This window comes from Pseudomonas fluorescens, from assembly GCF_030344995.1.
Lineage (GTDB): Bacteria > Pseudomonadota > Gammaproteobacteria > Pseudomonadales > Pseudomonadaceae > Aquipseudomonas > Aquipseudomonas fluorescens_BF.
Map to the genome: position 1 here is coordinate 1,394,690 of NZ_CP128260.1, position 23,597 is coordinate 1,418,286.

Below are 23,597 nucleotides of genomic sequence, written 5' to 3' on the forward strand. Positions count from 1 at the left end.
GAGAAAGATGGCACTGCTCTCATATTGATAGCACTTTCGATTTCGCCCTTTGTTAATAGGGAGATAATCGCCTTAGATGGTTTTGTGCCACTATCGTGAAAAAATTTAGGTGCCACTACTGAAAAAAATGACAACTGTCGAGTGAAACTAAAGATAGAAAAGAGGGTGATGTTTTTATGGCGCCAATGAAATGGCGTAAACAGGTGGGGGATTTTTGACGTCGTGCGAGCTGCACGACTCTCTCTATAAAGAGTCGTGCAGAAGTGCATGCTTTATTCCGGTGCGTGGTCGCGCAGGAACACCAGATTGTCCGGTTTCGATTGCTCGGCGCTGTAGCGATAACCCTGTACGTCGAACTGCTTGAGGGCCGCCGGGTCGTTGATGCGTTCCTGGATCACGAAGCGGCTCATCAGACCCCGGGCTTTCTTGGCGTAGAAGCTGATGATCTTGTACTGACCGTTTTTCAGGTCCTTGAACTCGGTGTTGATGATCCGCGCGTTCAGGGCCGTGCGTTTGACCGCCGAGAAGTATTCGTTGGACGCCAGGTTCAGCAGCACGTCGTCGCCCTGGTCGGCCAGCGCTTCGTTCAGCCATTCGCTGATGCGCGTGCCCCAGAAGGCGTACAAGTCCTTGCCTCGGGCATTGGCCAGTTTGGTGCCCATTTCCAGGCGATACGGCTGCATCAGGTCGAGCGGACGCAGCAGGCCGTAAAGGCCGGAGAGCATGCGCAGGTGCTGTTGCGCGTAATCGAAATCGGCTTCGCTGAAGCTCTGGGCGTCGAGTCCGGTGTAGACGTCGCCCTTGAAGGCCAGCAGTGCCTGTTTGGCGTTTTCCGGGGTGAACGCCGGTGTCCAGCTGCCGAAACGCGCGGCGTTCAGGCCGCCGATCTTGTCGGACACGTGCATCAGTTCGCTGATCTGTGCCGGGCTCAGCTCGCGCAGTTGCTGAATCAGTTCCTGGGAGTGGTCGAGGTATTGCGGCTGGGTGAAGCGCTGGGTCGCCGGCGGTGTTTCGTAATCGAGGGTCTTGGCGGGGGAAATCACCATCAGCATGAAGTCGTCTCCTTTAATCGTGGGGGCGATTCTAGGGGGTTGGGGCGGATGACTCCAGCTATCGCATCCATAGGTGATCGGCGGTGATCATTCCTGCGTTGATCTTGAATCCGGTGAAGATCGGCTCCCTCTCCCTCCGGGCGGTCCGACGTTTCGGGAGGGCTGGGGTGAGGGCAGCGTCCGTGAGCCCTGCACATCAGCTATAGTGCGGCGCGGGTTTTGTTATGGAGACACCCTTTGCGCATTGTTCTTTTTTTCACCGCGTGGCTGTTGAGCGTCGGTGCCGTTGCGGCGCCGGGCGATATCGCGACGCTGGATCGCAGCACCTGGCCGGAAAAACTCGACAATCCGACTCTGTTCGACGTCGCCTCACGGGCAGAAATCCTGATGTTCGCCCGAGGCCTGCTCGGCACCGAAGCGCTGGACGAAGCGGCGCTGGCCCAGCGCCTGGGGCTGCGCACGGTCAATCTGGATGCGATCAACAGCCTGCGCGCGCGCCTGTGGCAGCGCCTGCTCGCCAACTACAATTTTGCCCAGCAAAGCTGCGATCAGGACGCCTCGTTCTGCTTCCTCGTTGAAGACCTGCCGACCCTGCGCGAGCAGGCCGCCAAATTCGTGGTCAGCGACGAAAGCTATTACACCAAGTGGGCCGAGCCGAGCCGGATCTTCCACCTGCAATACCTCGATGAGCTGATGCGCAAGGCTGCGCTGTCACCGCAGACCAGCAGCGAACTCGATCATTTCGGCGACTACGAGCGCAACGGCGACGACATGCACGATCGCCTGTTTCTGCTGAGTTTCGACAGCGCCGCCAACCTGCAACCGGACAACACCGACTGGCTCGCCGAGTACCTGCGCAAGTCGAACCTGAGCGGCACCTTCTTCATGTTGGGCAAGGATGTTCAGGCGCGGCTGGCCGACCGTTCCGTCAGCAGCCTGCAAGCGACGTTTTCGCAGCAGTGCGTCGGCGTGCAGGGCTGGGAATTCCGCTCTCACAGCCACTGGCAGGACTGGCAGGATTCGGTGCGGCGCAGTGCCGATCTGGTCCGCAACAAGCTGCCGGAAAACTACGTGCCGCTGTTCCGCCCGCCTGAAGGGCAACGTCGAAGTGATGCTCGTGGTTTCTTCAACAGTCAGGGCCTGCAAGTGGCGCTGTGGGACATCGATGCCCAGGATGGCGCCGGCAAGCTCAAGGGCAATCCGAGCGCGCAGCGGGTGCTGACCCTGATGCTGCTGTGGCGGCACGGGGTGATCAATTTCAACATGAAGCAGGATGCGGTGAAGACCGCGTTGCCGTGGCTGATCACGCAAACCGCGCAAAGCGGCATCGGCTGGGAAGACTGTCAGGACGCGTTTCGCTGAAAAACGGCAAGAGCCCGGAAACATTGGGCTTGGGGTGAATTTTTTGCAAAATTCGATGCAGGCGGACTTCCGACTCTAACGGGGGCAGGGCAGTCCGCCAAGGGCTTTTCGTCACTTTGCAAAATAAACTTCAAAAAAGCGTCAAAGTGCTTTTTTCTGTCACGGGTTTTGGAGTATTACGAAGTCAGACCGCCGAAACCTGCAACACAGGTGGCGTCTTCCAAGACCCATTTTGTGTGCAGTTCACCTGCTATCCCGACAAAAGCTGTGCAGGTGGATTCGGCAGTCACTTCGAGGCGCAGCACCGCCGAGGTATTGCGTCGAATGGCTCCCACAAAGGTGACCGAGTATGGATGATCACGGACGTAGCCCTTCCTCCAACCAGCCAATCCTTTATGTACTCGATACCAACGTACTGATTCACGATCCGAACGCCCTGCTGAATTTCGAAGAACACCACGTCGCGATCCCGATGACCGTGCTTGAAGAGCTGGACAAGCTCAAGAGCGGGCATCACAGCGTGGCCGCCGAATGCCGTCAGGCGATCCGGCTGATCGACAAGACCCTGGGCGATGCTTCACCCGATGATGTTGAACAGGGCGTGCCGATCCAGCGCGGCAAGGGCGGCCCGAAGGGCTTGCTGTCGATTCTGATGAGCAAGCAGGCCGAATCGAACCTGATTCTGCCCGAGCATCTGAACGACAACAAAATCATCAACCAGCTGATCGACCTGCACACCCGCGACCCGAAAAAACCGGTGGTGCTGGTCACCAAAGACATCAACATGCGCCTCAAGGCGCGCGCCTGCGGGATCGACGCCGAGGACTACAGCACCGACCAGTTGGTCGACGACGTGTCCCTGCTGCCCAACGGCTATCACAACATGACCGGCTCCTTCTGGGACCGCGTGAGCAAGGTCGAAACCCGCCAGGATCACGGCCGCACCTGGCATCAGGTGCAATTGATCGACAACCTGCCTGCCGTGCACATCAACGAGTTCATCATCGATGAGCAAGGCTTCGTCGGCTGGATCAAAGAGATCATGGAGGACAAGCTGCTGATCCTCGACCTGCACCAGGAGCCGCTTTTGCACCAGGAAGCCTGGGGCCTCAAGCCACGGGACATCTATCAGAGCCTGGCGCTGTACGCGCTGCTGGATCCGGATATTCACCTGGTCAACCTGTCCGGCGCCGCCGGATCGGGTAAAACCATTCTGGCGCTGGCCGCTGCGATCGAGCAGACCATGGTCAGCAAGCGCTATCGCCGCATCATCGCCACCCGCAGCGTGCAGGGTCTGGACCAGGAAATCGGCTTCCTGCCCGGCACCGAAGCGGAAAAAATGGAGCCTTGGCTCGGCGCCATCACCGACAACCTCGAAGCCTTGCACATGGATGACGAAAACACCCATGGCAGCGTCGACTACATCCTCAGCAAAGTGCCGTTGCAGTTCAAATCGCTCAACTACATTCGCGGTCGCAGCTTCCAGCAGAGCCTGATCCTGATCGACGAATGCCAGAACCTCACGCCGCACCAGATGAAAACCATCATCACCCGGGCCGGCGCCGGTTCCAAAGTGGTGTGCCTGGGCAACCTGGCACAGATCGACACCCCTTACCTGTCCGCGACCAGTTCCGGGCTGACCTACCTGACCGAACGCTTCAAGGATTTCCCCAACGGTGTGCACATCACCCTGCAAGGGGTGCCACGTTCGATTCTGGCCGAATACGCCGAATCGCATCTGTAACCGTCAAACCGAACCGGGCGACTGCAAAGTCGCCCGGTTTTTTATGTGCGCAATTCTGACCCCCAGGTTTACAATCGGCGCTCCTGATCAGGAGTAATCCCGTGCTGACTCATCTCGATTCCCAAGGTCGCGCCAACATGGTCGACGTCACCGAAAAAGCCGTGACGTTCCGTGAAGCGACGGCCCAAGCGCTGGTGCGCATGCTGCCCGACACCCTGCAGATGATCGTCAGCGGCGGCCATCCCAAGGGTGACGTGTTCGCCGTGGCGCGCATTGCCGGCATTCAGGCAGCGAAGAAAACCAGCGATCTGATTCCCCTGTGCCATCCGTTGATGCTGACCGGCGTCAAGGTTGAGCTCAGCGCTGAAGGCGACGACGCGGTGCGCATCGTGGCACGCTGCAAATTGTCCGGGCAGACCGGCGTCGAGATGGAAGCACTGACCGCCGCCAGCGTCGCCGCCCTGACCATCTACGACATGTGCAAGGCTGTGGACCGTGGCATGACCATCGAAAGCGTGCGTCTACTGGAGAAGGTCGGCGGCAAGAGCGGGCATTTCCAGGCGGAGCAGCCATGAACCTGACCGTGAAGTTTTTTGCCCGTTACCGCGAAGCGCTGGGCGTGGACTCGGTGAAGGTCGAGGGTGATTTCGCCACCGTCGATGACGTTCGTGCACTGTTGGCGCAGCGTGAAGGCGCCGAGGTGCTGAGCGAGCAGAACCTGATGTGCGCGCGCAACGAAGACCTCTGCCAGCTTGACGAGCCGGTGGTCGATGGCGACGAGGTGGCGTTTTTTCCCACCGTGACCGGAGGCTGAGCCATGCGCATTCGGGTGCAGTCCGAACCGTTCGATCCGGGCGCCGAAGTCAACGCGATGCACGCGGCCAATGTCGGCGTCGGCGCGGTGGTGAGTTTTGTCGGCTACGTGCGCGACTTCAACGATGGCCTCGATGTCGCCGGAATGTTCCTCGAACACTATCCGGGCATGACCGAAAAAGCCCTCGGCAAGATTGCTGTGGAGGCCGAGCAACGCTGGCCGCTGTTGAAGCTGGAAGTGCTGCATCGCATCGGCGCGCTGGAACCGGGTGAACCGATCGTGTTTGTCGCCGCCGCCAGTGCCCACCGCCAGGCGGCGTTCGACGCCTGCGCCTTCGTCATGGATTACCTGAAAACCCGCGCGCCGTTCTGGAAGAAAGAGAACACCAGCGACGGACCGCGCTGGGTCGAAGGTCGTGACAGCGATCATGCGGCGGCGGATCGCTGGAAAAAGTAGATTCTGCGCTGCTCTCCCGGCCCTCTTCGCGAGCAAGCCCGCTCCCATAGGGAAATGCATTCCAATGTGGGAGCGGGCTTGCTCGCGAAGGCGCCATCCGCAACACCGGAAATGCTATGGATTACCCACCTGACCAACAGCAGGAAGCAATCTCTTTTGCCCAATTGACGATCTGTACGTAAAAGTCCAGTATGGATTTACAAGTACAAAAAAGGTCTTTTCCCCGTTTCAGCTTTTTCTTCTGTCTTGCCAAACCAACAACAACCCGCGAGAGAACGAACATGAAGAAATTCCCCCTCATTACCGGTCTGGCGCTGAGCCTGTTGGCGTGCAGCAGCGCGTTCGCCGCCGAGAAAACCCTGCGCATCGGTATCGAAGCGGCGTATCCGCCCTTCGCCTCGAAAACCGACAAGGGTGAAATCGTCGGTTTCGACTACGACATCGGCAATGCCCTGTGCGCGCAGATGCAGGTCAAGTGCGTGTGGGTCGAGGGCGAGTTCGACGGTCTGATTCCTTCCCTGAAAGTGAAGAAAATCGACATGGCGCTGTCGTCCATGACCATCAACGAAGATCGCAAGAAGTCGGTGGACTTCACCCACAAGTACTATTTCACCTCGTCGCGGCTGGTGATGAAGGAAGGCGCGAGCGTCGATGACCAGTACGCCAGCCTCAAGGGCAAGACCGTCGGCGTGCAGCGTGCGACCACCACCGACCGTTACGCCACCGAGGTGTTCGAGCCCAAGGGCATCAACGTCAAGCGTTACGGCAACAACGAAGAAATCTACATGGACCTGGCGGCCGGGCGTCTCGATGCGATCTTCGCCGACACGATCCCGCTGACCGACTTCTTGTCGATGCCTCGGGGCAAGGGTTATGCGTTTGTCGGGCCGGAACTGAAGGATCCGAAATACGTGGGCGAGGGCGCGGGGATTGCGGTGCGCAAGGGCAATGCTGAACTGGTCAGCCAGTTGAATACCGCCATCGACGGCATTCGCGCCAGTGGCGAATATCAGAAGATTTCCGAGAAGTACTTCAAGTCGGACATCTACGGCGACTGAGTCAGAAAACCGTGCAGCCTTCGCAGGCTGCACGGTTTCAGCCCTTCAATTCCTTCAAATGCTTGTACACCGTGGCCCGCCCCATGTTCAGCACATTGGCCACATAGTTCGAGGCGCTCTTGCCCTTGAACGCTCCCTCGGCGTGCAGCGCCAGCACCAGTTCGCGTTTGTGATCGCGGGTCAGCAGGTTCAGGCTCAGTTGCCGTTCGCGTAGCCAGGCGTGCAGGAACGTGTTGATCCGCTCCTGCCAGTCATCGCGGAACAGCGAGTCTGGTTGCGGGATCAGTTTGCTCGGCGAGAGGAACAGATCCAGCGCAGCCTTGGCATTCTCGAACAGCGAAATATTCAGGTTGATGCACAGCACCGCCAGAGGATGACCTTCGCTGTCGCGCAGTACCGTGCTCAGGCTGCGAATCTTCTGACCGTCCCAATTTAGCTTTTCGTACGGGCCGATGTTCCGTTCGCTGACGTCGTCGCTGAGCATGTCTTCCAGCGACGATTCATCACCGATCACCCGCTTCGACAGGTTGTTGGCGATGTAGTCGACCTTCTGCGTGCGCAGGTCATGCAGCACCACTTCGGCATGGGGAAAGAACAGCGTAGCGACGGCGTCGGCGATGGCGTGGTAGTTATCCAGCGCAGCGTCATGCAGCTCGGGCGTGTGTTCGGGGGCGGTCATAACTGTGGAGCTCCAGGCAACGTCAACGCCCCCGTGATCCGGGGGCGTTGCGAGTGTGCCGCAATCCGTCGGGCGCGTCATCCGGGCGGACGGTCAGGCCAGGCGGGTGGGGGCGAGCATGGCGGCGGTCAGGCCGAATTGCTTGAGATGGTCGGGCAGCGATTCTCCGCGCACCAGCGCTGCGCTGGCCATGCCCATGGCCGGTGAGGTCTGGATGCCGTATCCACCCTGGGCCGCGACCCAGAACAGCCCCGGCACCTGCGGATCGAACCCGGACAGCAAATCACCGTCGGCGACGAAACTGCGCAGGCCGGCCCAGGTGCGGGTCGGGCGGCGGATGGTCAGGGTCGTCGCTTCCTCGATCTGGTAAATGCCCATGGCGATGTCCAGCTCTTCCGGCTGTACGTCGTGCGGTTCGACCGGGTCGGCATTGGCCGGTGAGCCGAGGAACATCCCGGCGTCGGGCTTCATATAGAACGATTCATCGAGGCTGACCAGCATCGGCCAGTGATGAATGTCCACGCCTTCGGGGCCGGCGAAGATGAACGCCGCGCGACGTTTCGGCTGCAGGCCCAGCGGTCGGGCGCCGGCCAGCGCACCGATCTTGTCGGCCCAGGCGCCTGCTGCGTTGATCACGACGGGCGCGCTGAAGGTCTGGCCGTTGGTCTGCACTTGCCAGATGCCATCGGCGTCGCGGCTCAGCCCGAGCACTTCGCAATCGGTCTGCACCTGGCCGTTGTTGCGACGGATACCGCGCAGATAACCCTGATGCAGGGCGTCGGTGTCGATGTCGCTGGCAGTCGGGTCGTAGATCGCGCCATGGACTTTCTCCCGACGCAGGATCGGCAGCCGCGCGCAGGCTTCATCCGCGCTGAGCAACTGCATCTCCGGCACCGTGGCCTTGGCGCTGAGGTATTGATTGTTCAGCTCGGCGGCGTCGCCGGTGAAATCCACGGTCATTTCCCCGCGCGGGGTCAGCAGCGGGTGCTCGCAGAAACCGCTGGGTGGATGATCGAAGAATTCGCGGCTGGCCTGGGTCAGTGCCCGGACCTGCGCAGTGCCATAAGCAGCGGTGAACAGCGCAGCCGAGCGCCCGGTGGAGTGATAGGCCGGATGCGACTCGCGCTCCAGCACCACGACCTTGCCGTGCTGCGACAGCCAGAAACCGGTGGAAGCGCCTGCAATCCCGCCGCCGATGATGATGAAATCTGCATGACTCATGAAAATCTCCGGTGTCAGCGCTGCAATTGATAGACGGCATTGGCCAGGGCGATGTCTTCCAGGCCCAGACCGATGGAGCGGAAAAACACGTGACGGTTGTAATCGGGACGCTGCACTTTTTCGCTGAGCAGATCCGCCAGGTCGCCGAGGATCGCGCTGGTGTCCCAGCCATGTCGTTCGCTGGCGATCAGCATCTCGCCGGCCGAGCCCGGGGTGGTCAGACGATAGTCGCAGAACACCTGCATGTCGTTGAGGCTTTGCGGCGGCACTTCGTGGGCGCGCGGTGCGTTGGTGCTGATCGAGGTGATCAGCGCCGGTTTGCTTAAAGTTGCCGGGTCGATCACCGGCCCTGCGGACGAAGTGCAGAGCATGATCACGTCGGCCTCGGCGATGGCGGCTTCGCGGCTGTCGGCGATGCTCACCCGTGGATCGAGGGTTAGCAGTTGGCGGGCGGTTGCCGGGTCTTCGCTCAGGGTGGGCGAGTACACATTGATGCTTTGCCAGTCGCGCAACGTTTTGACGTAATGCAGGTGCGCCTGGGCGACCTTGCCGCTGCCGATGATTGTCAGGCGTTTTGCGTTCGAAGGGGCCAGGGCGTCGACGGCGACAGCTGTGGTTGCCGCAGTGCGGGCGGTGGTCAGTTCGCCGGCGTCGCAGAGCAGCAGCGGCTGGCCGGTCTGCATCGACATCAACAGTGTCCACGCCGTCACCAGCGGGCCTTGTTCGCGAACGATGTAGGGCGAAGTCTTGACCCCGTACACGCCGTCTTCTGCCAGCACGCCCAGATAGTTGATGAAGTCCCCGGCACCCTGGGGGAATTCCACCAGTTGCTGTGCCGGTTGCACCGCATGCCCGGCCGCCAGATCGCGGAACAGCTTGCGCAGGATCTGCGGCACATCGATCCGGGCCAACAGCTCGCGGGCCTGGGTTTGGTCGATCACGTAAGGCGTACTGGACATGTCAGACTCCGAAGACTGTTTCTAAACTAATTTGTCCATTATGGACTTTTAGTTTTGCTGAACAATATCCGGGCGAAAAAAAAGCGCAGTCCGTTGCCGGCTGCGCTTCTCTTTATGGCGTCGCTTACTGTGGACGCTTGCGCTCAACCGCCCGCAACAGATGGGTCGGTGGCGTTTCACAGCTGATCTTGCGACCGAGTTTTTCTTCGATGGACGGCAACTGATAGGAGTCGTCTTCACCGGCAAAGCTGATCGACACACCATCGGCGCCAGCACGACCGGTACGGCCGATGCGGTGCACGTAGTCGTCCGGGACTTCCGGCAGGGTGAAGTTGATCACGTGGCTGATGCCGTCGATGTGGATGCCGCGACCGGCCACGTCGGTGGCGACCAGTACCCGGATCTTGCCTTCGCGGAAGCCTTCGAGCGTCTTGATCCGCTTGTGTTGCGGCACGTCGCCGGACAGTTGCGCGGCGTTGATGCCGTCACGCACCAGGCGTTCCTCGATGCGCCGCACTTCGTCCTTGCGGTTGGCGAACACGATGACCCGCTCCCAGCCGTTGTCGTTGACCAGGTTGAAGAGCAGTTTGTATTTGTCGGCACCGGCCACCGCGTAGATGTGCTGTTCGACGTTTTCGTTGGCCACGTTGGTGACCTCGATTTCGACGATCGCAGGATCGGTGGTCCACTGCTTGGCGAGGTTCATCACGTCATCGGTGAAGGTCGCGGAGAACAACAGGGTCTGGCGTTCGCTTTTCGGCGGGGTCTGGCGAATGATCTGACGAACCTGCGGGATGAAGCCCATGTCGAGCATGCGGTCGGCTTCGTCCAGCACCATCACTTCGACCATGTCCAGGTGCACGTCGCCGCGCTGGTTGAAGTCGAGCAGGCGGCCCGGGGTTGCGACGAGGATGTCGCAATGGCGCGCTTCGAGGTGCTTGAGCTGCTTGTCGAAATCCATGCCGCCGACGAACGTCATGACGTTGAGGCCGGTGTACTTGGTCAGGTCGGCGGCGTCCTTGGCGATCTGCACCACCAGCTCGCGGGTCGGCGCGATGATCAGCGCCCGTGGCTCGCCCATGTAGCGCTCTTTCGGCGGCGGGGTCTGCAACAGCTGGGTGATGATCGAGATCAGGAACGCGGCGGTCTTGCCGGTGCCGGTCTGGGCGCGGCCGATGGCGTCTTTGCCGGCGAGGGTATAACCCAGCACCTGGGCCTGGATCGGCGTGCAATACGGGAAGCCCAGGTCGTGGATGGCGTGCATCAGTTCCGGGGCGAGCTTGAAATCGTGGAAGCGGGTCTTGCCTTCCTGCGGCTCGACGACGAAGTCTTCGAGTTTCCAGGGAATCACCGGCGCCTTGGGCTTGGGTTCGCGACGTGGTCGGGCCGGTTTCGGTGCTTCGCTGCGGGCGGGCTCGGTGGCGGGCGCGGCAGCTGGAGCGGGTTTTGGTTCGTGCTTTGGGGGCGTGGCGGGCGTCTGGCGGTCGGCCTGGCTGGCATCGCTGCGATGACCGGGGGCGTGCGACGGCGCAGTTGGGACTGGCGCGAGCTGCTCAGCCTCGCTTTTACCGAACATTTTCTTGAGTGCTTTGAGCACGGTCATCTCATCAATTGGTTAAGGAATGTACGCCGGCCAGTGTAATGCAAGAAACGGGCGCGGCGTAGTGGGATGATCAAAGGGCGACCCTTGTCGGAATTGTCAGCGCAGTCGTTCGGTCAGCCACACACCGATGTCGCGAATTTCTTCGGGTAACACTTCGTGCTCCATTGGGTATTCCTGCCATGTCACGGTGACACCATGGGCCTTGAGATACTCATAAGCCGTGCGTCCCATCGAGTTCTGCACCACGTTGTCGAACTGGCCGTGCAGCGACAGTGCCGGAATCCGTTGCTGACTGGCGGACAGCTCCAGTTCGTCACTGAAGGTCGGCGCGTATGTCGATAATGCCAGCACCCCACCCAACGGCCCCTGCCATTTCAGAAACGCGGTGTGATAGACCACGGCGCCGCCCTGGGAAAAACCGGCGAGGAAAATCCGTGATGCGTCTATTCCGCTGCTTCGCTGTTCTTCGATCAATTCGATGATCCGGTCTGCGGACGCTTCCAGCTCGTCGCGGTCGATCGCCCGGGCCGGGCTCATGGCTTTGATGTCGTACCAGCTCGGCATGGCATATCCGCCATTTATCGTCACCGGGCGGGTCGGCGCCTGGGGCAGGACGAAACGTGTGCTCAGCAGGCTTTCCTGAAGCGCTTCGGCCACCGGCAGAAAGTCGTAGCGGTCGGCGCCGAGGCCGTGCAGCCAGATCACGCAGGCGTCTGCGGGCTTAACAGGCTGAAGAATCAAGGGCTCGGTCATGGCTGCTCCAATTGTGTGCGGGCGCTCTCATTGAGTGCGTGATTTGCGTGCGCGCCCGGTTGATCCGTTAAGAAGATGTCGCAAGGGTGCAAGTTTTGCTATTGACCTGTCACTCAATCGCTTCAGCAGCCGGTGTGGTACGGGCTTTGCTATGAGGTAGTCGTGCAATCGATCTCGCGCCTGGCGGTAACACTATCAGTGAACGCCTCGCGACGGGATAGCAAAGAATCCGGTGATGGATGTTCGCCAATGGCCGCAACGGGCTTAGCGAACGTGAAAGGGCTACCGCCCGTTCGGCCGACTGGTGAGAAGTGAGTTGTCCATGATGTGGATTTTCTCCTACTAGACTCATAGCGAAGGTCCTGCGTCGGTTGACCCCAAAAAAAGCCAACACGGGTCAACAACGCCTCAAAAGGGTGCGACTGGACTCAAGCTCCGACACAACAAGAGCAAAACTGGAGGTTTGAATGAAGATGTTGAAATCCACTCTGGCGATCGTGACTGCTGCTGCAGTACTGGGTGTCAGCGGGTTCGCTCAGGCGGGTGCAACCCTGGATGCAGTGAAGAAGAAAGGATTCGTGCAGTGCGGCGTCAGCGATGGCTTGCCAGGCTTCTCGGTTCCGGATTCCACCGGCAAGATCGTGGGTATCGATGCTGACGTCTGCCGCGCTGTGGCGGCTGCCGTGTTCGGCGACGCGACCAAGGTCAAGTTCAGTCAGTTGAACGCCAAGGAGCGTTTCACCGCTCTGCAGTCGGGCGAGATCGACATCCTGTCGCGCAACACCACCATGACCAGCTCCCGTGACGCGGGCATGGGCCTGAAATTCCCGGGCTTCATTACCTACTACGACGGCATCGGCTTCCTGGTAAACAACAAGCTGGGCGTGAAAAGTGCCAAAGAGCTGGACGGTGCAACCATCTGCATCCAGGCCGGTACCACCACCGAGCTGAACGTTTCCGACTACTTCCGCGGCAACGGTCTGAAATACACCCCGATCACTTTCGACACCTCCGATGAAAGCGCCAAGTCGCTGGAATCCGGTCGTTGCGACGTGCTGACCTCCGACAAGTCCCAGCTGTTCGCCCAGCGCAGCAAGCTGGCTTCGCCGAAGGATTATGTAGTTCTGCCGGAAACCATTTCCAAGGAACCACTGGGCCCGGTCGTGCGTAACGGCGACGACGAGTGGCTGGCCATCGTTCGTTGGGTTGGCTACGCGCTGCTGAACACCGAAGAAGCCGGCATCACTTCGAAGAACGTTGAAGCCGAAGCCAAAGCGACCAAGAACCCGGATGTCGCTCGTATGCTCGGCGCAGACGGCGAATACGGCAAAGACCTGAAACTGCCGAAGGACTGGGTCGTACAGATCGTCAAGCAAGTCGGCAACTACGGCGAAATCTTCGAGAAAAACCTCGGCAAGAGCACTCCGCTGGAAATCGACCGCGGCCTGAACGCGCTGTGGAACAACGGCGGCATTCAATACGCACCACCAGTGCGCTGATGGTTCTGTCACCCGGCAGGCCAACTGCCGGGTGACGTTCTGTTCCATTATTTCCGGGGCACTTCATGCAAAATTCAATCGGCGCACCAAAGCAGAGGCTCAGTCTCAGCGATCCACGAGTGCGTGCGTGGGTATTTCAGATCATCACCATCGTGGCGGTGGTCTCCCTGGGCTGGTATCTGTTCGATAACACCCAGACCAACCTGCAACACCGGGGTATTACTTCGGGGTTCGACTTTCTGGAGCGCAGTGCCGGGTTCGGCATCGCTCAACACCTGATCTCCTACACCGAAGCGGACAGCTATGCCCGAGTGTTTGTCATCGGCCTGCTCAACACGCTGCTGGTGACGTTCATCGGTGTGATCCTGGCCACAATCCTCGGCTTCATTATCGGCGTGGCGCGCCTGTCGAAGAACTGGATCATTTCCAAACTGGCAACGGTGTACGTGGAGGTTTTCCGTAACATCCCGCCGCTGCTGCAGATCCTGTTCTGGTACTTCGCGGTGTTCCTGACCATGCCGGGGCCGCGCAACAGCCACAACTTCGGCGATACCTTCTTCGTCAGCAGCCGTGGCCTGAACATGCCGGCCGCGCAAATGGCCGACGGTTTCTGGGCGTTCGTGGTCAGCATCGTGGTGGCCATTGTCGCCATCGTGCTGATGAGCCGCTGGGCCAACAAGCGCTTTGAGGCAACTGGCGAGCCGTTTCACAAGTTCTGGGCCGGCCTGGCGTTGTTCCTGGTGATCCCGGCGGTGTGCGCGCTGATCTTCGGTGCACCTGTGCACTGGGAAATGCCGAAGCTGCAAGGCTTCAACTTCGTCGGTGGCTGGGTGCTGATTCCGGAACTGCTGGCCTTGACCCTGGCGCTGACGGTGTACACCGCGGCGTTCATCGCCGAGATCGTGCGTTCGGGCATCAAGTCGGTCAGCCACGGCCAGACCGAGGCGGCGCATTCGCTCGGCCTGCGCAACGGCCCGACCCTGCGCAAGGTGATCATTCCGCAAGCACTGCGGGTCATCATCCCGCCGCTGACCAGCCAATACCTGAACCTGGCGAAGAACTCCTCGCTGGCGGCCGGTATCGGTTATCCGGAGATGGTTTCGCTGTTCGCCGGCACCGTGCTGAACCAGACCGGTCAGGCGATCGAAGTCATTGCCATCACCATGAGCGTGTACCTGGCGATCAGTATCAGCATTTCCCTGCTGATGAACTGGTACAACAAGCGCATCGCGCTGATCGAGCGGTAAGGAATAGCGCATGAGTACTCATACTTTCAAACCCGACATGCCACCTCCGGCCAAGGTCTTCGGCCCGATGGCGTGGATCCGCGCGAACATGTTCTCCAGCTGGCTCAACACCCTGCTGACCCTGTTTGCGTTCTACCTGATCTACCTGGTGGTACCGCCGATCCTCAGCTGGGCGATCCTCGATGCCAACTGGGTCGGCACCACCCGCGCCGACTGCACCAAGGATGGCGCCTGCTGGGTCTTCATCCAGCAGCGTTTCGGCCAGTTCATGTACGGCTACTACCCGCCGGAACTGCGCTGGCGTGTGGACCTGACCGTGTGGTTGGCGGTCATCGGCGTGGCGCCACTGTTCATCAAGCGCGTGGCGCACAAGGCGGTGTATGGCCTGAGCTTCCTGGTGGTCTACCCGATCGTTGCCTGGTGCCTGCTGCATGGTGGCGTCTTCGGCCTCGACACCGTGGCGACCAGCCAGTGGGGCGGTCTGATGCTGACCCTGGTGATCGCCACTGTCGGCATCGCCGGTGCGTTGCCGCTGGGGATTGTCCTGGCGCTGGGCCGACGCTCGAACATGCCGGCGATCCGAGTGGTCTGCGTGACCTTCATCGAGTTCTGGCGCGGCGTGCCGTTGATCACGGTGCTGTTCATGTCCTCGGTGATGCTGCCGCTGTTCCTGCCCGAAGGCATGAACTTCGACAAGCTGCTGCGGGCGCTGATCGGCGTGATCCTGTTCCAGTCGGCGTACGTCGCCGAGGTGGTGCGCGGCGGTCTGCAAGCGATCCCCAAGGGTCAGTACGAAGCCGCGGCCGCGATGGGCCTCGGTTACTGGCGCGCCATGGGCCTGGTGATTCTGCCGCAAGCCCTGAAGCTGGTGATTCCCGGCATCGTCAACACCTTCATCGCGCTGTTCAAGGACACCAGCCTTGTGATCATCATCGGCCTCTTTGACCTGCTCAACAGCGTCAAGCAAGCCGCTGCCGATCCGAAATGGCTGGGCATGGCCACCGAAGGCTACGTGTTCGCCGCCCTGGTGTTCTGGATTTTCTGTTTTGGTATGTCGCGCTATTCCATGCACCTGGAACGCAAGCTCGACACTGGCCACAAGCGTTAGGAGTTTTTTCGATGAGCGAAGCAATCAAAAAGCCAGTGGGCCCTGAAGGCATCATTCAGATGCAGGGCGTGAACAAGTGGTACGGCCAGTTCCACGTGCTGAAAGACATCAACCTCAACGTGCGTCAGGGCGAGCGTATTGTGCTGTGCGGCCCGTCGGGTTCCGGCAAATCCACCACCATCCGCTGCCTCAACCGTCTGGAAGAGCACCAGCAGGGCCGCATCGTGGTCGATGGCGTAGAGCTGACCAACGACCTCAAGCAGATCGAAGCGATCCGCCGTGAAGTCGGCATGGTGTTCCAGCACTTCAACCTGTTCCCGCACCTGACCATCCTGCAGAACTGCACCCTGGCGCCGATGTGGGTGCGCAAGATGCCCAAGCGCAAGGCCGAGGAAATCGCCATGCATTACCTGGAACGCGTACGCATTCCGGAGCAGGCGCACAAGTACCCGGGGCAACTGTCCGGCGGCCAGCAACAGCGTGTGGCGATCGCCCGCGCGCTGTGCATGAAACCGAAAATCATGCTGTTCGACGAACCTACCTCGGCACTCGACCCGGAAATGGTGAAAGAAGTACTCGACACCATGATCGGCCTGGCCGAAGACGGCATGACCATGCTCTGCGTGACCCACGAAATGGGCTTTGCCCGCACCGTGGCCAACCGCGTGATCTTCATGGACAAGGGCGAAATCGTTGAGCAGGCGGCACCGAACGACTTCTTCGACAATCCGCAGAATGATCGTACGAAGCTGTTCCTGAGTCAGATCCTGCATTGAGATCTGATGAATAAAATAAACCCGGCCTTGTGCCGGGTTTGTTTTTTGGGGATCAGGACACGGTGAGGGTTTCGTGTTCTTTGTGGACGGTGTGCGTGAAGCCTCTCAAGTCTGCCCCTTCACCGAGAGACTTTGCATCGGTCAGCAAGTACGGGTAACGATCCAACAGTCGCATCAGCAGTATCAGTGCTTTGGGCGGCAATATTTCGCCGCGTTCGTAGCGAGAGAAAGCGTTATGTCCACCACCCGACAATAATTGCACCGTCTCTTTTTGCGTAAGGTGCAATTTTCGACGGATACGCCTCATCTCGTCACCGATCATTTGCCTGGCAGCGAATACCAGTTCATCCCCTGCTTCCCCAAAACGTTCTGCGCTGTCAGTGTCGAAGTCCCACTCGACCTCACCGCACTTCTGGCACTCCCAGCCAGAAAGATTATCTACACGGCGCTCCATGCCTTTGACACTCAAGGTTTCGGCGCGACCCTCGAAATGCCTCATTCCCTCACGTGCACCGCAGCTGACACATTGCTGGGTTTTCATGGGTTTTTCTCCTTGAAGGAAATTACCGGTGGGCCGCCTGGGCGGTAGGTCACCTTGATGTAAATCTCCTGATCTTGTGAAGTGATGTGATACACGTCTTGCCAGACTCGATGATCGTCATAAGTGGTCATGGATTTGTACAACATCCTGTTCTGTAACTCGAAAACGATCTCTTGCATCTCTCTGAAGCTAAAGCCGAGCTTCTCACCGGATTTTGCCGAAGACCTGGTGAAGGCTTTTTTGCCAAGTCGCCTGACCTCAGCCTTGATCACCACCAAGTCGTAATGGGGTGTGTTCTTTTCCATAAGAAACCAAAACCCTGTCCCTGAAATTACCCTTAAAGGGTAATTTTGACTAATCGAAAATCCCGCTCCATTTGCCTCTCTCTGACCCTAGGTGGTTGCCGTCCTACACGGAGCTGACTAACATGTCAGAAAATTCATCCCATGATTGGATGAAAGGGCGAATCCTATGTCAGACATTTCTCCACTTATTAAGCGATCCTTGGTCGATCAGGCCCTGGATCAGTTGCGCCAGCGCATCACCGACGGCACGTGGCAGGTCGGTCAGCGTTTGCCGACCGAGCCCGAGCTGTGCGCCGAACTCGGCATCAGTCGCAACACCGTGCGCGAGGCGATGCGGGTGCTTGCGTTTTCCGGGTTGATCGAGATCCGTCAGGGTGACGGCAGTTACCTGCGGGCGGTGGTCGATCCGATGGACACGCTCAAGGCGCTGTCCAAATGTTCACTGGATCAGGCCCGGGAAACCCGGCACATCCTTGAAGTCGAGGCCATCGGCCTGGCGGCCTTGCGCCGGACCGATGAAGACCTCGTCGCGTTGCGCGAGGCCCTGGGTGTCGCCGGCAGCCACTACCACGGCGACCTCGACAGTTACATCCGCTGCGATCTGGTGTTTCACCGCCGTCTGGTGGATGCCGCGCACAACCCGACCCTCAGCGAGCTGTATCGCTATTTTTCCAGCATCGTCGGCGCGCAATTGCGCCAGACCCTGAACATCGTCCCCCGTCGACAGGAAGTCTTCGATTTGCACGTCGCCTTGCTTGAGGCCGTCGAGCAGCGCGATCCGGAGCGGGCCAAAGCCCTGTCGAGGCAGTTGATCAATGAACCTTGAAACCGAGAAAACCATGTCCCGCCCAGAAGCCTACCAAGCCCCCGTTCGCAAGGCCGAGCTCGAAGAGTTGTTGATCGACGCCGAAGCCGATGACGAGCAGGTGCAGCAAAGCCATCCGCTGGTGCGGCGCCCGTGGCTGTTGCTGCTGGGGCTGATTCTGGTGGCCCTGAACCTGCGCCCGGCGCTGTCGAGCATGGCGCCGCTGCTCAGTGATGTGTCGAAAAGCCTTGGTTTGTCTGCTGCTCAGGCGGGATTGCTGACGACGTTGCCGGTGCTCTGCCTCGGTCTGTTCGCCCCGCTGGCGCCGGTGCTGGCACGACGTTTCGGTGCCGAGCGGGTGGTCTTGGGGATTCTTCTGACACTGGCCGGCGGCATTATCCTGCGCAGCAACTTCGGTGAAATCGGTCTGTTCGCCGGCAGCGTGCTGGGCGGCGCGAGCATCGGCATCATCGGCGTGTTGCTGCCGGGCATCGTCAAGCGCGACTTCGCCAAACATGCCGGCACCATGACCGGCGTCTACACCATGGCCTTGTGCCTGGGCGCGGCGATGGCGGCAGGTTCCAGCGTGCCGCTGAGCGAACACTTCGATCACAGCTGGGCCATGGGCCTGGGTTTCTGGGTGATTCCGGCGCTGGTGGCGGCAGTGTTCTGGCTGCCGCAAATCGGCCAGAAGCACGGCGCGCACAATGTCGCGTATCGAGTGCGTGGTCTGTTGCGTGATCCGCTGGCCTGGCAGGTGACCTTGTACATGGGCCTGCAATCGTCGCTGGCCTACATCGTGTTCGGCTGGTTGCCGTCGATCCTCATCGGTCGCGGTCTGACCCCGACCCAGGCCGGCCTGGTGCTGTCCGGTTCGGTGATCATCCAGCTCGCCAGCTCCCTGGCGGCACCGTGGCTAGCCACGCGCGGCAAGGATCAGCGGCTGGCGATCGTGGTGGTGATGGCGCTGACCCTCGGCGGCCTGTTCGGTTGCCTGTATGCGCCGATCGAAGGCCTGTGGGGCTGGGCGATCCTGCTGGGCCTGGGGCAGGGCGGTACGTTCAGCCTGGCGCTGACCCTGATCGTGCTTCGCTCGCGGGATTCCCACGTGGCGGCAAACCTGTCGAGCATGTCCCAGGGCTTCGGCTACACCCTCGCGTCCATGGGGCCGTTCGCGGTCGGCGTGGTGCACGACTGGACCGGCGGCTGGGACGCCGTGGGCTGGATCTTCGGCATCATCGGTGCCGGGGCAATCCTCGCCGGCCTCGGTGCCGGACGTGCGCTGTACGTGCAGGTCGAAAGTGAAAAGGTCTGACGCAGGAAACAACTGTGGGAGCGAGCCTGCTCGCGATAGTGCCCTGACATCCAGCCATGATGTCGACTGACAATCAGCCATCGTCGGAACGCCGCCCGGAGCAGGCTCGCTCCCACAGGTTTTATTGGCTGTCGGTATTCGGAATACGAATGCCGATAGTGTTTCGGGCGTTTGCGGATTATCGTGCTGGCAATCTGTACCTTTCCTGGAGATTGCCCATGAGTGAAGAAGCCCACAGCGCCCTGATCACCCGTTTCTATCAGGCTTTCCAGCGCCTCGACGCCGAGGCCATGGCGGCTTGCTACACCGATGACGTGGTGTTCAGCGATCCGGCCTTTGGCGAGCTGCGCGGTCGCGATGCCGGCGACATGTGGCGCATGCTCACTACACGCGCCAAGGACTTCTCCCTGACCTTCGACAATGTCCGCGCCGACGAGCGCAGCGGCGGCGCCCACTGGGTGGCGACCTACCTGTTCAGCCAGACCGGCAACATCGTGATCAACGACATACAGGCACGTTTCGTCTTCCGTGACGGCAAGATCTGCGAACACCATGACCACTTCGATCTGTGGCGCTGGTCCCGCCAGGCGCTGGGCTTCAAGGGCCTGCTGCTGGGCTGGACGCCGCTGGTGCGCAACGCCGTCCGCGCCCAGGCGCTGAAAGGGCTGAAGGCATTTCAAGCGAGTCGCTGATAAGATCGCGGCCTGTTTTCCTTACGCCTGAATTGCCCCGTGACCAGCCTCAGCGAAAATCCTTCCGATGCCGACGTTCCAGTGAGCAAGTCCTGGTTCGTCTACCTCGTACGTGCCGCCAACGGTTCGCTTTATTGCGGGATCAGCGATGATCCCGTGCGCCGTTTCGCCAAGCACCAGAGCGGCAAGGGCGCACGCTTCTTTCTCTCAAGCCCGGCTATGGCGCTGGTCTACACCGAGCGTTGCCGCGACAAGGGCGATGCGTTGCGTCAGGAGCGGTTGATCAAGAAGCTGAGGAAGAGTGCGAAGGAATGTCTGGTGGCGTCTTATCGGCCTGATTGATCGGGAGCAGACGGTAGAAGTCTCCATGTCGACGCGGCGGCCTCCGGCAAACGACAGGCGAAAAAAAACCGCCTTTGCGGGGGCGGTTTTTTCTGTAAACGCCGGTTTGCGGCCGGGTTTACTGCATCTCACTGGAGACATTGACGTAGGCAGAGAGTATTCGTCTTTGTGTCACTGAGCAAGTCTGAAGACACGCGTCTCCCAAAAAACACAATTTTGAGTTTATTTGTTTAAGCGGTGGTTCAGAAACCCGATTACGATCCGTCCGCTCACATGACTGTGCAACTATTGAGGTCTGGCCGATCGGCGTGACGGTTTCATGCCCTCTGACACTGAGTTGCTCCCGTGCCGGAATGATATTTCAGAGGGATCACAACCGGCCGCCTCACTGGAGCATTGACGTGTCTTCCGAAGGCGTACGTGGTCCGGTAAGCACGCTGGAGGTTTGGCTCCCAACCGGAGGCCAAAACGTATGAAGCTGTTGCTGCGTACTCTGAGCCTCGTATGGAGGTCGTTCAAAGCGTTTCGCTTTTACGAGTTCCTGCGAGATCACTTCGATGACCTGATGTAGGGTCATTGAAGTGGAAAGCCGTCTCAGCCTTGGCTGAGGCGGTTTTTTTAGCGCCTTATCAACCTGACTGATCAGTTCCCATCAGCCGGATTCGTAGGCTGCGAACGAATTGCGCGCTAAGCTGCTGGCTCACTTTCTGTGCGGCGGAGCCGAGCATGTCCGAGTTGATTCTGCATCATTACCCGACCTCTCCATTCGCCGAAAAGGCCCGGCTGCTGTTAGGTTTCAAGGGCTTATCCTGGCGCTCGGTGCACATTTCACCTGTGATGCCGAAACCGGATCTGACCGCCCTGACCGGCGGCTACCGCAAGACTCCGGTGCTGCAGATCGGCGCCGACATCTACTGCGACACCGCGCTGATCGCCCGTCGCCTTGAGCAGGAGAAGGCCCAGCCTTCGTTCTTCCCGGACGGTCAGGAAATGATTGCCGCGAGCTTCGCCGCCTGGGCCGATTCGGTGGTGTTCCAGCATGCGGTGAGCCTGGTGTTCCAGCCGGAGTCGGTAGCGGTGCGTTTCGGCAAGTTGCCGCCGGAAGCGATCAAGGCCTTCCTCGCCGATCGGGCCGGACTGTTCAGTGGTGGCAGCGCGACCAGGCTTTCAGCGGAGCAAGCCAAGCACAATTGGCCGACCCTCATGGCGCGTCTGGAGCAGCAGTTGCAGCGTGAAGACGGTGACTTCCTGTTCGGTGAGCCGTCGATTGCCGACTTCGCCATGGCTCATCCACTGTGGTTCCTCAAGGCCACACACGTGACGGCACCGCTGGTGGACGCTTATCCGGCGGTATCGACCTGGCTGGGTCGTGTGCTCGGTTTTGGCCATGGTGCGGCCAGCGAGATGAGCTCGGAGGAAGCACTGGAGGTCGCACGCAATTCGACGCCAGCGGCGTTACCGGACGAAGAGTTCACTGACCCGAACGGGTTCGTGGCAGGTCAGCAGGTGCTGATCGCAGCGACAGACTACGGCGTTGATCCGGTCGCCGGTGAGCTGTTGTTTGCCGGTCGCGAGGAGCTGATCCTGCGCCGTGAAGACGAACGTGGCGGAGTGGTGCATGTGCACTTCCCGCGTTTCGGTTTCCGAATCGAGAAGCGCTGAAACAACTGAGGGAGCCGATTGGCTCCCTCGTTCATTTCAGTGCAGCGAGAATCTCGTCCGGATCAAACCCGCGAATCAATGTGCCATTGACGTCGATCAGAGGGATCCCGCGTCCGCCCAGCGCTTCGTACGCCTTGCGTGCCTCCGCGTCTTTCTCGATATCGAATTCCTTGAACGGAATGCCTTTCTGATCGAGAAAGCGCTTGGTCTGTTTGCAGTAGCCGCACCAGTCCGTGGCGTACAGCACGACATGGGCGTTGGCGCGGACCTGTTCGGACGCCATCTGCGACGGGTTGAACACCCGCTCGATCTTGCCCCAGTTCTGATAGACCACGACCACCAGCAGAACCAGCAGAACCTTTTTCAGCACATTGCCGAGCATCAGTTGCGACGCTTCAACTGATCGGTGAGCGAGGTCGGCAGGCCTTTGATGACCAGCGTCCCGGCTTCTTCGTCGTATTCGATCTTCGAGCCCAGCAAGTGCGCTTCGAAGCTGATCGACAGGCCTTCGGCGCGACCGGTGAAGCGGCGGAACTGGTTGAGCGTGCGCTTATCCGCCGGGATTTCCGGCGACAGGCCGTAATCCTTGTTGCGGATGTGATCGTAGAAGGCTTTCGGGCGTTCTTCGTCGATCAGCTCCGAGAGTTCTTCCAGGCCCATGGGCTCGCCGAGCTTGGCCTGGCTGCTGGCGTAATCGACCAGAGTCTTGGTCTTTTCGCGGGCGGAGTCTTCCGGCAGGTCTTCGCTCTCGACGAAGTCACTGAAGGCCTTGAGCAGGGTGCGGGTTTCGCCCGGGCCGTCGACGCCTTCCTGGCAGCCGATGAAGTCGCGGAAGTACTCCGAGACCTTCTTGCCGTTCTTGCCCTTGATGAAGGAGATGTACTGCTTGGACTGCTTGTTGTTCTGCCACTCGGAAACGTTGATCCGCGCCGCCAGGTGCAGTTGACCGAGGTCGAGGTGGCGCGACGGCGTTACGTCCAGTTGATCGGTCACCGCCACGCCTTCACTGTGGTGCAGCAGGGCAATGGCCAGGTAATCGGTCATGCCTTGCTGGTAGTGGGCGAACAGCACGTGACCGCCCACCGACAGGTTCGATTCTTCCATCAGCTTTTGCAGGTGCTCGACCGCGACTTTGCTGAACGCGGTGAAGTCCTTGCCGCCCTCCATGTATTCCTTCAGCCAGCCGCTGAACGGGAACGCACCGGATTCCGGATGGAACAGGCCCCAGGCTTTGCCCTGTTTGGCGTTATAGCTCTCGTTGAGATCGGCGAGCATGTTCTCGATGGCGGCGGACTCAGCCAGTTCGGAGTCACGGGCGTGCAGGACTGCGGGTGTGCCGTCGGGTTTTTTGTCGATCAAATGGACGATGCAATGACGGATCGGCATAGGCTTCTCGGCTGGTGGAAGGGAGGAGGGCGGGCTCCCCCGAAAAAGCGCTCAGTGTACCGCAACCACTGGATTTGGCGCGGGGTGAAGGGCAAATCCGGGTCACCCGACGGCCCTTATGCATTTATTTACCGATTTAGCGCAATAAACCTGACCATTTGGCTAGCTAGAGGCGGATATTTCCTTGTCTCTGTGCTAGTTTTGCCCGGTCTTGTGCG

25 protein-coding genes are annotated in these 23,597 nt (G+C 60.0%); 15 read left to right on the top strand and 10 right to left on the bottom strand.

The window, feature by feature from the left end; all coding sequences use genetic code 11:
* Window positions 1-272: 272 nt before the first annotated feature.
* Complete coding sequence (gene yaaA, locus QR290_RS06170) at window positions 273-1,052, bottom strand: peroxide stress protein YaaA (protein WP_007957314.1); 780 nt, start codon at window positions 1,050-1,052, stop codon at window positions 273-275.
* A 237-nt stretch (window positions 1,053-1,289) separates the two neighbouring features.
* On the opposite strand from yaaA, the gene QR290_RS06175 reads away from it, so the two are divergent.
* The 6 genes from QR290_RS06175 (at window position 1,290) to QR290_RS06200 (ending at window position 6,486) form a co-directional block, all read left to right on the top strand.
* A complete protein-coding gene (locus QR290_RS06175) occupies window positions 1,290-2,414 on the top strand; it encodes a polysaccharide deacetylase family protein (protein WP_289204553.1) in 1,125 nt (374 codons plus the stop codon).
* 349 nt (window positions 2,415-2,763) lie between these two features.
* Complete coding sequence (locus tag QR290_RS06180; protein WP_115076631.1) at window positions 2,764-4,158, top strand: PhoH family protein; 1,395 nt, start codon at window positions 2,764-2,766, stop codon at window positions 4,156-4,158.
* A 101-nt stretch (window positions 4,159-4,259) separates the two neighbouring features.
* Window positions 4,260-4,733: a cyclic pyranopterin monophosphate synthase MoaC gene (gene moaC, locus QR290_RS06185; protein ID WP_007957321.1), complete on the top strand. Its 474-nt coding sequence runs from the start codon at window positions 4,260-4,262 to the stop codon at window positions 4,731-4,733.
* Complete coding sequence (locus QR290_RS06190; RefSeq protein WP_085608143.1) at window positions 4,730-4,972, top strand: MoaD/ThiS family protein; 243 nt, start codon at window positions 4,730-4,732, stop codon at window positions 4,970-4,972. The genes moaC and QR290_RS06190 overlap by 4 nt, the downstream gene beginning before the upstream one ends.
* Window positions 4,973-4,975: 3 nt before the next feature.
* Entirely contained in the window at window positions 4,976-5,428 is a 453-nt protein-coding gene (moaE, locus tag QR290_RS06195; protein ID WP_115076632.1) for a molybdopterin synthase catalytic subunit MoaE, read from the top strand.
* 281 nt (window positions 5,429-5,709) lie between these two features.
* Window positions 5,710-6,486 (top strand): ABC transporter substrate-binding protein, encoded by a 777-nt coding sequence (locus tag QR290_RS06200; protein ID WP_007957326.1) that lies wholly within the window; start codon window positions 5,710-5,712, stop codon window positions 6,484-6,486.
* 37 nt (window positions 6,487-6,523) lie between these two features.
* Here the strand turns inward: QR290_RS06200 and QR290_RS06205 are convergent, their stop codons facing one another.
* The 5 genes from QR290_RS06205 to QR290_RS06225 form a co-directional block, all read right to left on the bottom strand.
* Complete coding sequence (locus QR290_RS06205; RefSeq protein WP_289204554.1) at window positions 6,524-7,165, bottom strand: helix-turn-helix transcriptional regulator; 642 nt, start codon at window positions 7,163-7,165, stop codon at window positions 6,524-6,526.
* Window positions 7,166-7,258: 93 nt separating this feature from the next.
* Window positions 7,259-8,386, bottom strand: a complete 1,128-nt coding sequence (locus QR290_RS06210) for an NAD(P)/FAD-dependent oxidoreductase (RefSeq protein ID WP_289204555.1) — start codon at window positions 8,384-8,386, stop codon at window positions 7,259-7,261.
* Between the two features lie 14 nt (window positions 8,387-8,400).
* On the bottom strand, window positions 8,401-9,345 hold the full coding sequence (locus QR290_RS06215) for an ornithine cyclodeaminase family protein (protein WP_115076634.1): 945 nt from the start codon (window positions 9,343-9,345) through the stop codon (window positions 8,401-8,403).
* Window positions 9,346-9,469: 124 nt separating this feature from the next.
* The gene (rhlB, locus tag QR290_RS06220) at window positions 9,470-10,948 is read right to left on the bottom strand and encodes an ATP-dependent RNA helicase RhlB (protein WP_289204556.1); all 1,479 of its coding nucleotides are present in this window, start codon (window positions 10,946-10,948) and stop codon (window positions 9,470-9,472) included.
* Between the two features lie 96 nt (window positions 10,949-11,044).
* Window positions 11,045-11,701 carry an alpha/beta hydrolase gene (locus tag QR290_RS06225; protein ID WP_115076636.1) on the bottom strand — a complete coding sequence of 219 codons (657 nt, stop codon included), beginning with the start codon at window positions 11,699-11,701 and terminating at the stop codon, window positions 11,045-11,047.
* 467 nt (window positions 11,702-12,168) lie between these two features.
* On the opposite strand from QR290_RS06225, the gene QR290_RS06230 reads away from it, so the two are divergent.
* The 4 genes from QR290_RS06230 to QR290_RS06245 all read left to right on the top strand — a co-directional run bounded on the left by QR290_RS06230 (window position 12,169) and on the right by QR290_RS06245 (window position 16,331).
* Window positions 12,169-13,200, top strand: a complete 1,032-nt coding sequence (locus QR290_RS06230) for an amino acid ABC transporter substrate-binding protein (RefSeq protein WP_064382445.1) — start codon at window positions 12,169-12,171, stop codon at window positions 13,198-13,200.
* A 65-nt stretch (window positions 13,201-13,265) separates the two neighbouring features.
* Entirely contained in the window at window positions 13,266-14,447 is a 1,182-nt protein-coding gene (locus QR290_RS06235) for an amino acid ABC transporter permease (RefSeq protein WP_085690613.1), read from the top strand.
* A 10-nt stretch (window positions 14,448-14,457) separates the two neighbouring features.
* Window positions 14,458-15,555 (top strand): amino acid ABC transporter permease, encoded by a 1,098-nt coding sequence (locus QR290_RS06240; protein WP_064382444.1) that lies wholly within the window; start codon window positions 14,458-14,460, stop codon window positions 15,553-15,555.
* 11 nt (window positions 15,556-15,566) lie between these two features.
* Window positions 15,567-16,331 (top strand): amino acid ABC transporter ATP-binding protein, encoded by a 765-nt coding sequence (locus QR290_RS06245; RefSeq protein ID WP_007957337.1) that lies wholly within the window; start codon window positions 15,567-15,569, stop codon window positions 16,329-16,331.
* A gap of 52 nt (window positions 16,332-16,383) precedes the next feature.
* Here the strand turns inward: QR290_RS06245 and QR290_RS06250 are convergent, their stop codons facing one another.
* Window positions 16,384-16,872, bottom strand: coding sequence for a type II toxin-antitoxin system MqsA family antitoxin (locus QR290_RS06250; protein ID WP_085711682.1), 489 nt, complete (start codon window positions 16,870-16,872; stop codon window positions 16,384-16,386).
* A complete protein-coding gene (locus QR290_RS06255) occupies window positions 16,869-17,177 on the bottom strand; it encodes a type II toxin-antitoxin system MqsR family toxin (protein ID WP_085711681.1) in 309 nt (102 codons plus the stop codon). Before QR290_RS06255 ends, QR290_RS06250 begins: the two co-directional genes overlap by 4 nt.
* A gap of 166 nt (window positions 17,178-17,343) precedes the next feature.
* On the opposite strand from QR290_RS06255, the gene QR290_RS06260 reads away from it, so the two are divergent.
* The 5 genes from QR290_RS06260 (at window position 17,344) to QR290_RS06280 (ending at window position 21,993) form a co-directional block, all read left to right on the top strand.
* On the top strand, window positions 17,344-18,003 hold the full coding sequence (locus QR290_RS06260; protein WP_007957343.1) for a FadR/GntR family transcriptional regulator: 660 nt from the start codon (window positions 17,344-17,346) through the stop codon (window positions 18,001-18,003).
* A complete protein-coding gene (locus tag QR290_RS06265) occupies window positions 17,993-19,297 on the top strand; it encodes a CynX/NimT family MFS transporter (protein ID WP_115076639.1) in 1,305 nt (434 codons plus the stop codon). The genes QR290_RS06260 and QR290_RS06265 overlap by 11 nt, the downstream gene beginning before the upstream one ends.
* Before the next feature lie 218 nt (window positions 19,298-19,515).
* A complete protein-coding gene (locus tag QR290_RS06270) occupies window positions 19,516-19,989 on the top strand; it encodes a nuclear transport factor 2 family protein (RefSeq protein ID WP_085608154.1) in 474 nt (157 codons plus the stop codon).
* Window positions 19,990-20,028: 39 nt separating this feature from the next.
* Window positions 20,029-20,331, top strand: coding sequence for a GIY-YIG nuclease family protein (locus QR290_RS06275; protein ID WP_289204557.1), 303 nt, complete (start codon window positions 20,029-20,031; stop codon window positions 20,329-20,331).
* A 726-nt stretch (window positions 20,332-21,057) separates the two neighbouring features.
* The gene (locus QR290_RS06280; protein ID WP_289204558.1) at window positions 21,058-21,993 is read left to right on the top strand and encodes a glutathione S-transferase family protein; all 936 of its coding nucleotides are present in this window, start codon (window positions 21,058-21,060) and stop codon (window positions 21,991-21,993) included.
* Between the two features lie 31 nt (window positions 21,994-22,024).
* On the opposite strand, the gene QR290_RS06285 is transcribed toward QR290_RS06280, so the two are convergent.
* Both QR290_RS06285 and yejK read right to left on the bottom strand, forming a co-directional pair.
* On the bottom strand, window positions 22,025-22,375 hold the full coding sequence (locus QR290_RS06285) for a glutaredoxin family protein (RefSeq protein ID WP_007957354.1): 351 nt from the start codon (window positions 22,373-22,375) through the stop codon (window positions 22,025-22,027).
* Window positions 22,375-23,379, bottom strand: coding sequence for a nucleoid-associated protein YejK (yejK, locus tag QR290_RS06290; protein ID WP_007957356.1), 1,005 nt, complete (start codon window positions 23,377-23,379; stop codon window positions 22,375-22,377). The genes QR290_RS06285 and yejK overlap by 1 nt, the downstream gene beginning before the upstream one ends.
* Window positions 23,380-23,597: the final 218 nt, after the last annotated feature.